Raw genomic sequence first — 10,835 nt, 5'->3', positions numbered from 1 at the left:
GAGGTCGCAGCCGAGACGATGGCGTCATAGGAGCCGGCAAGCGACACGATGAGCGCTGCCAGCGGTTCGGCGAGGTTGTTGCCGAGGCTTGCATCGTCGGCGAGCAGGACCTTCGTCACGCCCGAGAGCTTTGCAGCCGCATCGGCCGCAGCCTTGGCACCAGAGCCGGCGACGAGCACATGCACGTCGGAACCGATCTTCGATGCTGCCGTCAGCGCCTTGGCGGTCTGGTCGGAAAGGGTTGCGGTGTCGTGATCTGCCAGAAGAAGAATGGCCATGGTTGTGTTCTCCCTTGATTCCTTCGGTTCATGCCCTTGTCCGAAAACCGGTTCCCACTTTTCGGGGCATGAACGCCTTAGAGCACGCCGGCTTCGGTCTTGAGCTTTTCGACCAGCTCGGCGACCGACTTAACCTTGACGCCTGCCTTGCGGCCCGACGGCTCCTCGGTCTTCAGCACCTTCAAGCGCGGGGCGGTATCGACGCCGAAATCGGCCGGCGACTTCTTGTCGAGCGGCTTCTTCTTCGCCTTCATGATGTTCGGCAGCGAAGCATAACGCGGCTCGTTGAGGCGCAGGTCCGTGGTGACGACGGCCGGAAGCTTGACCGCGATGGTCTGCAGACCACCGTCGACTTCGCGCGTCACCTCGGCCGAACCGTTGCCGATCTCAACCTTCGAGGCAAACGTCGCCTGTGGCCAGCCGAGCAGCGCCGACAGCATCTGACCGGTCTGGTTCGAATCGTCGTCGATCGCCTGCTTTCCGACGATGATCAGGCCGGGCTGTTCGGCCTCCGCCACACCCTTGAGGATCTTGGCGACCGCCAGCGGCTCGACGGCATCGTCCGTCTCGACCAGCACGGCGCGGTCTGCGCCCATGGCGAGCGCGGTGCGCAGCGTCTCCTCGGCTTTCGCCGGACCGATCGACACGACGACCACTTCCTCCGCCTTGCCGGCTTCCTTCAGACGCAGCGCTTCCTCGACCGAAATCTCGTCGAACGGGTTCATCGACATCTTCACATTCGCAAGTTCGACGCCAGAACCATCCGACTTCACGCGGATCTTTACATTGTAATCAACAACGCGCTTCACTGGGACAATGATCTTAATGCCGGAGTTTATTTGCATGTTTCGAAGCCTTTTTTACTTCCCTAGGTTCAAAATTCTGAAGAGCCTCATTGACTAGATTCCCTTATCTTGCGTTTGCCATTCAACCCCATTGCTTTCCGCTAAAGCCGCCGAAACGTCCGACAACATCTTTGAGTCCGGTTTGCTCGCCAGCAGCAACCCTTCGCCAACACTTCGGCTTTCGGCTAAGTGCAGCAATACCGCGAAACTCGCCGTTATCCGGTATGTAAATGGAGCACGATGGGTGAATGACAGCTCCGCCGCCATTCACCTTCAAAAATCAACGCATTAATTGACGTCGCGCAGGTCAATGCCCCTAGTTTCTTTCCAAGTTGCCACCACGCCCGCCGCTATTAGAACAACGATAACGACATACAGGTTAAAGACCCAAGAGAGTTGTTGGCTAGAAAACCAACTGCTCAAGTATGGTGCTGTGCCGCCAAACAGAGCAAGTGAAAGAGGGAGAGAAATACCCATAATGCGCGACCGGTACCGTGTTGGAACACGTTCAGCGATGATTGCGGGTAGCGTACCACCAATACAACCAGTAACCGAGAGCATGACGCCCTGTGCGACAAATAGCGTCCAAGGCTCACTGGATATGAAGCTAATTAGCGGAAATGTTAGCACTGCTACTGACAGAAAATAGAATATGGTGACGGGCTTCCTGCCGATTCGATCGGAAACGTATCCCCATACAGGAACGGCGATGATATAGGGAATTTGTGCAAACAAACTCGCTGTGAAGGCGCCGCTTGGATCCATGCCACGCTGCGTTATCGCGAACACCGCAGCGTACGCGGTCCAGAGATAATATGGCAGGCCGACGCCGGCTTGGTAGAAGAAAATCCCGACAGCACGTGATATAATTTTGCTTCTCGGCCAATCGGAGGTCTCGACCGGATTAGGGGAACCCTCCCCTTTTGAACCTACGAAATCCGTCAGTACGTCGCTTTCCATCATGCTCTTTCGCAGAAACAACACGAGCACGGAAAGCAGAGCACCGAGGAGAAACGGAATACGCCAGCCCCACGAGTCCATGTCTACGGCATCAATTACCCGGGTCAAGACCACACCAAGCAGCGTAGCGACTATGCTGCCGATGCCGACACTAAAGAACATGCTGCTCGTCCACAGGCCCCGCCGCTCCTTTGGAGCGATTTCCGCAAGATATGCGTAGGAAGCGGTCGCCTCACCCCCATGAGCAAAACCTTGCAACAACCTAGCAGCCAATACGATGAGAGACGCGAATCCGCCGATAGCGGCATACGTTGGGGACACGGCAATCAAAAGACTGCCGAAACCCATTAGTACCATGCTTGTCAACAGCACGGATCTGCGCCCCAAGCGATCCGCAAGGGCTCCGAAGACAATACCTCCAAGCGGACGAGAGATGAAGCCGACCGCAAAAATCGCCAAGGTGCTCAACAAAGCTGAGACAGGGTCTTGGGTGTCAAACATTGCCTTAGCTATGTAAGGCGCGAAAACCGCATAGATCGTCCAGTCGTACCACTCGAGTGTATTGCCCAGGCCAGTCGCGATTAATGACTTCCGTCGGAGTACATTACCCAGCCCATGCGAACGACCGACGGTTTGCACTTGTATGCCTGCATCAGATGACCCAACGTCCACGCTCATGAATTCCTCCCCCGCGTTCCGTCAAAACCCATTAAGTGCAGCCCCCTTCGAACAGATCAGAGGGTGTTGCGACTCTTGACGCCGACTTGGTCGGCGAAAGACACAATAGCGCCGGCCTCAATAAATTACAATATTGAATAATTAATTTGCCTCGGAAAGGCAGCTTCGCGTGTCGACTCGGCTCCCCAAATCTACCGTTATGTACTGGTCGCAGGTTTACGTGGACGCTCAATGGCAGGCCGTTGAGCGCAACCCAGTCGTCTTGACATCAGCGCGGTTTCTAATTATTCAATTTGTGAATTCACTGCGGGCGAGTATCGTTCGATCGGAGGGCAGCGGCAACTGGCGTGCCATGTTTGGCCGGCGCGGCAGCGTCGACGTAAATGTGGTGACCTTCAATGCCCGTTGGGTCAGCGACCACCATTTTCAAAGGGAGCGAGAGTTAATATGAGCGCACATGTCGTTGTCGTCGGTGGCGGCCCAACCGGGCTTCTTACCACGTTAGGCTTAGCACGTTCCGGTATGCGTGTGACTGTCTTGGAAGCAGAGGCGAGGCCCAACGATAGTCCTCGTGCGCTTGTTTACCATTCATCTGTTCTGCCACATCTCCGAGATCTAGGTGTGCTCGATGATTGCGTGAAGGCTGGCTTCCTTCGGCAGGACCACGCCTGGCGCATCCACGAAACCGGCGAGATGATTCGTTGGGATATCGGGTGTCTTGAAGGCGAGATCGAATTCCCCTACGCCCTTCATCTGGGTCAAGATAAGCTTTCACTTATCATTCTCTCGCATCTGCAGAGGTTGCCGAACGTAGAGATCCACTATTCGACCACTCTGGCTGCATGCGAACAGAACAGTAGTGGTATTCGGGCGACGATTGTAAAGGATGGAGTTAACGAGACCATTGACGCCGACTGGTTGATCGGGGCCGACGGCGCCACCAGTTTTGTTCGGCGAGAGGTTTTGAAGCTTAACTTCTTCGGTATCACGTGGCCAGAACGTTATGTCGCAACTAATACACGCGTAGATCTGGATCGGCGTGGCTATTCGAAGACGACGATGCAGATCGATCATGTCTACGGTTCGGTCATCTGTAAAATCGACACGAGCGACTTCTGGCGCGTGACATTTATGGAAGACCCAGCGCTTCCAGTCGAGGAACTCCCTCAGAGAATTGCAAAGGTGTTGCCGAGTTTGCTTACCGGCGGCGTTCCGTTCGAGGTGGAGGCATTTTCGCCCTACCGAATGCATCAACGCTGCGCTGATCGAATGCGGGTAGGGCGCATTATGCTAGTCGGTGATGCAGCGCACATCACCAATCCCACAGGGGGGCTAGGGCTGACAGGGGGTATGTTTGACACATTCGCGCTCGTCGAGGCCCTGACCCAAGTTGTTCACGATAACCGTAGCGAAGACATATTGGAAACCTACGATAGAGACCGTCGTTTCAAGTTTCTTGAAATTGTCTCGCCGCGCGCATCTTCAAACCTACGTAACATGTATCATATGCTACCTGGCCAGCAGAAAGAGCAGTGGATCGAGGAGGCGCGTGCGATCGCTGCGGACAGAGACAAGATGCGCGTCGTGATGAAGTTCCACGAACAGATGCGGACAGTATATTGAGCAATCTAACACCATTGGCCCTCGCAGACTTCGGGGGGAGATTTCTCACAACGTCCCGCAACCTGCACGCGGGCGAGACTTATCCGGGTCCAACTGCCTATGTCGAATGGTTCGTGCCCGTCGAACCAAAAAGCGTATCGATTACATTCGTACATGGCGGTGGTGGACAAAGTTCGGAGTTTCTGCGCACTCCGGATGGGCGGCCCGGCTGGGCGCACGCCTTTCTGCGCGCGGGATATCCCGTATACTTGCTTGACCGGCCAGGACATGGGCGAAGCCGCTGGGATCGGCGCGTACTTGGCAGTGCGACGGAACCACCTAGTTATGAGCAACTCGGTCCACGTTTTTTTGAAGCAGCGAAAAGCCAACTTTGGCCGGGGGCTGAAAAACACACGCAATGGCCCGGCGGTGAGACCCCTGTTGATCGCTTCATGGCGAGTCAAGGGCCAATGGCAACAAGTCTCGCCGCAAGCCAAGAACACGTGGAAGCTATCGCGCAGGGCCTATTCAGCATGGTTGGGGACACCGTTTTGCTCAGCCACTCCGCTGGTGCGCCGTGCGGATGGGCATTGGCGGCGATTGGTGGCCCATCAGTGAAGGCTATCGTTGCGGTGGAGCCACTAGGCTGTCCTGGCTTCAAACACCCCCTAGGCCAATTTTCGCACGGCCTCAACGCGGCACCCCTTTCCGGGGAGCATGATCCATTCATGCGGCCGATCGCGGTTGTAACAGGTGAAGCAAGTTGGATGCGTGAAGCAAATGCACAAGCAGCAGACTACATCCGGGGCCGGGGAAACCATGTCGACCACATTCGTCTTGAAGAGAAAGGCATCTTCGGGAATGGTCACATGTTAATGTCTGAGTATAACTCCGACGATATAGCTCGGGAGATCATAGATTGGCTCGCCGGTCATGTGAGCTGAGCCCCAACTTGTCTTCTTTGCGCAGTTAATACTGCGCTCCGAGGTGGACTGGCCATCTGGTCATTCTTTCGGTGATAGCTCTCGAACCTTTCGGATTGTAGGAATCTATTGGAGGATTGTAAATGGAAAATCTTATCGCACAGGTTGAGTCCTTTATGGATACGTTCAACACACGCGATTTCTCGAAGACGCTCGATTTCTTCACCGACGCTAGTGTATACGTGGACCCTTTCGGTGTTCAGCACAGTGGACGCGCAGCAATTGGACAAGCGCTTGCGCCGAGTGATCAATTTTTGAACGCCTCCACAAAATACGACATCACATCCACCTCCATTGACGAGCGTACTTCGACTGCGACCGTTACATGGACCCTAGTAATAACATCCGATGGAAACACCTCTGCCATCGACGGTCTCGATATTCTTCGCTTCCGCGAGGGAAAAATTGCAGTTAAAAATGCGTTTTGCAAAGCGCGCGAGATCTCAACCCGCACGATCTGAACACCGGCGGTTTGTAAGCATTAACTTCTTCGCCATCTTAAATTGTCAGCGCACCATCATTAGCGTTGTACAGCATACCCGACACCGATTGGAGCGTCTCTAATGCGAGATCCACGTTATGACATCCTGTTCGAGCCCGTTCAAATTGGTCCCGTCAGAACCAAGAACCGATTCTACGTTGTACCGCATGCTCTAAGTATGGGTATGTCCTCCATCGACGGAATGATCGCGTATCGAAAAGCTCGGGCCGAAGGAGGATGGGGCGTCGTATGCTTGGAGGAAACGATGATTCATCAAACCTCTGACCATGCACCGCTCCCGGACCCCTGTTTTTACAGCGACAGTCATGTCCCCCAACTAGCACGCGTTGCCGCAGCCATAAAAGAACATGGTGCGTTGGCCGGCGTGGAACTCGCACATGCAGGTGCGTCGGGACCGGCCGCCTCCCATCGCGAGCATCCATTATCTCCTACCGCCAAATTCCCCCACTACTATTACAACCCGATCACAGCCCGTACAATCGACAAGCAAGATATTGCCAACTTCAGACGCTGGTATCGCGATGCGGCAGTGCGCGCTAAATCGGCCGGATTTGACATTGTGTATGTCTACTGCGCTCACAATTTGTCCCTTCTGCAGGACTTCCTTGATGTAAAAACAAACAAGAGAACCGACGAATACGGTGGGGTCTTCGAAAATCGCGTTCGACTGCTTCGCGAAACTCTTTCTGACGTGAAGGATGCGGTTGGCGACACTTGCGCGGTTGCGGTCCGATTTGCGGTAGAAGACAGGCGACGGGCATCAAATATTACCGCACTTGAAGACGGGCGGCGCGTTGTTGAAGCACTATCGGACGTTCCTGACCTGTGGGATGTCAATGTTAGTGATTGGCCGTGGGATAGCGGAAGCAGTCGCTTCTTTGAAGAAGGGCAGCAAGAGCCGTTTATCGATTTTGTTAAGAGCGTAACGAACAAACCTGTTGTAGGTGTTGGGCGATTTACGTCTCCTGACGCTATGGTCAGCCAGATTAAGCGGGGCGTTCTGGATTTAATCGGGGCCGCCCGACCTTCAATAGCCGACCCCTTCTTGCCAAACAAGATAGACGAAGGACGCCATGATGATATCCGTGAGTGCATAGGATGTAATGCTTGCACAGCAGAGGTTATGACATACGTCCGTATTCGCTGTACTCAGAACCCGTCAGCAGGAGAAGAGCATACTTTAGGCTGGCATCCAGAAAATGTGCCTCCTGCCGATGACCCATCCAAGACGATTCTTGTTGTGGGTGGTGGTCCCGCGGGTCTCGAAGCGGCCCACACACTTGCGAAACGCGGTTACCAGGTTTCTATCGCAGATGGAGGATCGGAGTGGGGGGGCCGTCTGGTGCGAGAGCGTAAAATGCCTCGCTTGAGTGCCTGGGGGCGCGTGGTGGATTACCGTGTTGGGCAATTGCAGACGATGCCCAATGCAAACATGTATCTCAACAGTGCCCTGACTGCTAACGACGTGATCGGCTTCGAAGCTGATCATGTGATCGTGGCGACCGGAGCAAAATGGCGCAAGGACGGGATCGGTCGCAATCACGATGAACCGATACCCGGCGCCGATCTCCCCCACGTGTACAGCCCGGAAGAAATCTTGGATGGCAACTTACCAAGCGGTGAGGTCGTCGTTTATGATGAAGACTACTTCTACATGGCAACGGTAGTGGCTGAGCGCCTTGCCCGGGCGGGCTGTAAAGTAACTTACATCACGACTGCGAGCGATCCGGCACCTTGGACGATCAACACGCTGGAACTTGTCCACGTAATCAACTCAATGAACGAGATGGGTATTGAAATCGTTGTCGGAACCTCCGTAACTAGTATCTCGTCGGGCAACATTACGACGAGTCGTATTCTTACTGGTGTGGAATCCAGTAGAAAAGTGGACGCCGTCGTTCTGGTAACCGGCCAAGTATCCGATGATATTCTTTATCATGAGTTAGTTGCAAAGAAAGAAGCAGGAAAGATTGCGTCGGTCGAACGCATAGGGGACTGTCTTGGGCCGGGCCAAATCGCTCAGGCCACTAAAGATGGACGAAAGGCCGGCATTGAATTTTGCGGTACCGGTCGTTAGGTCTCTTTTAAATCATCTCTCTCGGTCTCGTAGGAATCCCGCACACATTTATTTGGTGCCTTCTATCATGGATCACGGCCGGATCTGGCTCGCAGCGTTCCGGTCGTAGGTTTGGCAAGCGAAGCAATTGCCTCTCCTCAGCGAGCTGACGAACTAGAGCACGGCGATGGGTCGATGGATGATTTTGACATCACTTGCTTCAGACGTTCTGGACAGCGTCCGCTTTGACGGTGGTGATGATGGCCAGAGCGCTGGGCGAAGATTCGCGGCTACGTGTTTTTAAAGCTGAAGATGACGGGGCATCGGCCCGTCAGGCGGCGGCCTGGCGGCGGCCCGGTTCGGAGTCGCAGTTTCGAGCGGATCCTCTGGATGCTCGAGCGAAGATCGGAGAACAGACGGCGCGGCTCAAAGCCGCCGTCGCGGGTCCAGCCTCGACGTATATGTGCAGCTTCATGATCGGGAAGGTCGAGGAGTTGCCGATGTGGTGACCGCGGGCAAATTTGTGGCGCCGGAGGCTGCGATTATGTAGCCGGTGCCGCGCCGCTTGAGCATCAATTTATAATATAATTCCAAGCTACCATCGCCTTCGGGTGTGGTTTGCGTGGCGAGAGCGCCTGGCCGCCGGTAATCGCATGAGGCTTCACTCCGGTGACACGGTCAGCCGTCCGCTTCCCTAAGCAAAACCCGTTGCGTTTGCCTACGATGGCCAGGAGATCAGGACCTTCTCGGTGCCTTTATCGCTGCAGCGAGCCCTTTGGGAGCTTTCACCGGCCGCCAGGAATCCAACGCCCGCTGCAGGCAGCTGCGCATATAGTCGTTGATGGGTGCGGACCGCCGCTTAACAGTGTCCACATGAACCATCATGTGCTCACCCGTAGCAAGCACAATGTCTCGGGCGGCATCTACGACGTACTGGTAGATATGGAGCCTCGTTTCGTCGTAACCGATCGTCTCGGTGAACACGCGTAACGGCGTGCCTAGCCGGCACTCTCGGAGATTTCGCTGATGCCCTTCTACTGAAAAAAAACTGAACCCCTGGAGGCGATACTCTTCCGTGAAGCCAATCGCCCGCAGATAGTTTTCACCTGCATCAGCTAACAACTTATAATATTGCCACTCCGTCATGTGGCCGTTGTAATCAATCCATTGATCATCCACCGTTGCCTCAAGTGTCAAGAGTGCATTCTCTTGAGGGCGATCATCTACAGCCTCGAATTCAAACATTGCTGCCGGCATCTCAGTCGAGCCCCATTAGGTCGTCGCCCGTTTCAATAAAGGCGCCAATCTCAACATTGATCTTGGCCACCACACCTTCGTTTTCGGCGAGGATCGACTGTTCCATTTTCATGGATTCCATGATCGCAACTACATCGCCCCGGGAGATTCTGTCCCCCGTCTTCACGCAAAGCTCCATTACCATCCCCGAGAGCGGAGCCTTTACGCCGATGCGGTAGATGGGAGCCTCATCAACATGTTGCGGCTGCTCGAGCATCGACATTTCTGTGGTCTCTTCTTGCGGTGCATCGGCTTTGTGTAACGCCAGTGCCTCTTGGGCAAGCTGGGGCATCTCGACGTCGATCCACCGTGTGTAGATGGCAAATTCCTGACGATACTCAGCGACAAACTCGCCGCGCTTTACGATAGCGCGATGGAGCGGTGTCACTGTGCTCACGCCTTCGATCACCAATTCGTCAAGCGCGCGTGCCGCGCGTTCGATTGCCTGTTCCCGATCGCGGCCGGTTACGATCAGTTTTCCGACAAGAGAGTCATAGTATGGAGGAATGGTGTCACCCTCGGCATAACCGAAATCCACTCTCACGCCCGGTCCGCCAGGAAGCCGCATTCGCTTGATCTTGCCGGGCACGGGTCGGAAATCGGCCCATGGGTCCTCAGCGTTGATCCGGAACTCAATCGAATGTCCCCGAACCGGCGCGTCGGTGAATGGCAATGGGCTGCCCTCGGCGATGCTGAACATCTCCCGTATGATATCAATGCCTGTCACCTCTTCAGTCACAGGATGCTCGACCTGAATACGGGTATTCACCTCGAGAAAATAGATGTTCCCCGCATTCGTTACCAGGAACTCGCAGGTCGCAGCCCCGCAGTAGCCAACCTCCTTAAGGATGCCGATCGACACTTTCCTTAAAACGTCAATCTGGTCGTTGCTCAAGAATGGTGCCGGTGCCTCTTCCACGAGCTTCTGCTGTCGGCGCTGCAGAGTGCAATCACGTGTCGAAATGACCGCAACGATACCGTGCTGATCGGCGAGGCACTGGGTTTCGACATGACGTGCATGCTCGGCATACACCTCGACGAAGCACTCCGGCCTTCCGAACGCGAGGCCTGCTTCGCGCTCCGCAGCCGCCATGAGCGGTACGATTTCTTCCATTGTCCGGACGATCCGCATGCCGCGTCCGCCACCACCATTCTGTGCTTTTATGATAACCGGCAGGCCATGAGTTTCGGCGAATGCCCGAACCTGTTCCTGGGTAACTGCTCCCTCGTCCAGAGATGGAAGAAGCGGCGCTCCGACCTTCCGCGCGATGGCACGAGCCTTCACCTTGTCGCCAAGCTGGGCGATAGCCTCTGGCGGAGGACCGATCCACACGAGCCCGGCCGCCTGTACGGCCGCGGCGAAGGTCTCGTTCTCGGACAACAAGCCATATCCAGGATGGACCGCGTCGGCGCCGCTACGTTTGGCAATGTCGAGGATGGCCGATTGATTGAGATACGTCTCCAGGGGCGAGTGGCCTTTGAGCGTGAATGCTTCATCCGCTGCTCGAACATGCAGGGCGTCCCGGTCCGCCTCGGAGGCGATGGCCACTGACACGTAGCCTGCATCGCGGCATGCCCTGACGATACGCAAGGCAATCTCGCCACGGTTCGCAATAAGGATCTTCTTCATTTTCA

At 55.3% G+C, this 10,835-nt stretch carries 9 protein-coding genes and 1 pseudogene; 5 read left to right on the top strand and 5 right to left on the bottom strand.

The window, feature by feature from the left end:
* The 3 genes and pseudogenes from ACTJKM_RS34825 to ACTJKM_RS34815 form a co-directional block, all read right to left on the bottom strand.
* Nucleotides 1-278: pseudogene (locus ACTJKM_RS34825) on the bottom strand (electron transfer flavoprotein subunit alpha/FixB family protein); the annotation flags it as partial.
* Between the two features lie 77 nt (nt 279-355).
* A complete protein-coding gene (locus ACTJKM_RS34820; RefSeq protein WP_440661840.1) occupies nt 356-1,105 on the bottom strand; it encodes an electron transfer flavoprotein subunit beta/FixA family protein in 750 nt (249 codons plus the stop codon).
* Nucleotides 1,106-1,411: 306 nt separating this feature from the next.
* Entirely contained in the window at nt 1,412-2,761 is a 1,350-nt protein-coding gene (locus ACTJKM_RS34815) for an MFS transporter (protein ID WP_427143497.1), read from the bottom strand.
* Nucleotides 2,762-3,208: 447 nt separating this feature from the next.
* Here ACTJKM_RS34815 and ACTJKM_RS34810 point away from each other — a divergent pair, with 447 nt between their 5' ends.
* The 5 genes from ACTJKM_RS34810 (at nt 3,209) to ACTJKM_RS34790 (ending at nt 8,413) form a co-directional block, all read left to right on the top strand.
* Entirely contained in the window at nt 3,209-4,384 is a 1,176-nt protein-coding gene (locus tag ACTJKM_RS34810; protein ID WP_024899816.1) for an FAD-dependent oxidoreductase, read from the top strand.
* Complete coding sequence (locus ACTJKM_RS34805) at nt 4,381-5,307, top strand: alpha/beta fold hydrolase (RefSeq protein WP_200869485.1); 927 nt, start codon at nt 4,381-4,383, stop codon at nt 5,305-5,307. The genes ACTJKM_RS34810 and ACTJKM_RS34805 overlap by 4 nt, the downstream gene beginning before the upstream one ends.
* 122 nt (nt 5,308-5,429) lie before the next feature.
* Nucleotides 5,430-5,807 carry a nuclear transport factor 2 family protein gene (locus ACTJKM_RS34800; protein ID WP_427143499.1) on the top strand — a complete coding sequence of 126 codons (378 nt, stop codon included), beginning with the start codon at nt 5,430-5,432 and terminating at the stop codon, nt 5,805-5,807.
* A gap of 102 nt (nt 5,808-5,909) precedes the next feature.
* Nucleotides 5,910-7,925, top strand: a complete 2,016-nt coding sequence (gene ndpC / locus ACTJKM_RS34795; RefSeq protein ID WP_427143500.1) for a 6-hydroxypseudooxynicotine oxidase — start codon at nt 5,910-5,912, stop codon at nt 7,923-7,925.
* A 224-nt stretch (nt 7,926-8,149) separates the two neighbouring features.
* Nucleotides 8,150-8,413: a hypothetical protein gene (locus ACTJKM_RS34790; protein WP_440639648.1), complete on the top strand. Its 264-nt coding sequence runs from the start codon at nt 8,150-8,152 to the stop codon at nt 8,411-8,413.
* Nucleotides 8,414-8,639: 226 nt separating this feature from the next.
* Here the strand turns inward: ACTJKM_RS34790 and ACTJKM_RS34785 are convergent, their stop codons facing one another.
* Nucleotides 8,640-9,149, bottom strand: a complete 510-nt coding sequence (locus tag ACTJKM_RS34785; RefSeq protein WP_427143501.1) for a thioesterase family protein — start codon at nt 9,147-9,149, stop codon at nt 8,640-8,642.
* 13 nt (nt 9,150-9,162) lie between these two features.
* Nucleotides 9,163-10,830, bottom strand: coding sequence for an acetyl/propionyl/methylcrotonyl-CoA carboxylase subunit alpha (locus ACTJKM_RS34780; protein ID WP_427143502.1), 1,668 nt, complete (start codon nt 10,828-10,830; stop codon nt 9,163-9,165).
* Nucleotides 10,831-10,835 lie beyond the last annotated feature (5 nt).

This window comes from Ensifer sp. 22460, assembly GCF_052044935.1.
Lineage (GTDB): Bacteria > Pseudomonadota > Alphaproteobacteria > Rhizobiales > Rhizobiaceae > Ensifer.
This window is presented reverse-complemented; position numbering and strand designations above follow the sequence as displayed.